Annotated in this window: 1 protein-coding gene; it reads right to left on the reverse strand. The window is 69.3% G+C overall.

Features of this window, described 5'->3' with window-relative positions:
• Positions 1-287, reverse strand: a 287-nt coding sequence (locus MKK64_RS27860) for a transglutaminase-like cysteine peptidase (RefSeq protein ID WP_243939007.1), incomplete at both ends; no start/stop codon positions are given.

A 287-nucleotide genomic window follows, 5' to 3' on the forward strand; every position in this document is an offset into this window, starting at 1 on the left:
GTGGTGACCGGGGAGGTGACGCCGCCGAGGGAGACCCAGGCGACGGCGTCCTGGCTCTCGCGCTTGATGAAGGTGTAGCCGGTGCGGTGCCAGGGCAGGATCTGGCTGGTCTTGTTGTCGAGCACCAGGTCGCCGCGGTCGGTGATCAGGGTGAGCACGGCGTGGCCCTCGCCCTTCTCGTCGATGACCACGGTCATCCGCATGGCGCGGCGCGGCAGGCCGGCCTTGGCCAGCAGGCTGCGCTTGAGCAGCTGAAAATCCTCGCAATCGCCCGAGCCGTCCTCGGC

The organism is Methylobacterium sp. E-025 (assembly GCF_022829705.1).
Lineage (GTDB): Bacteria > Pseudomonadota > Alphaproteobacteria > Rhizobiales > Beijerinckiaceae > Methylobacterium.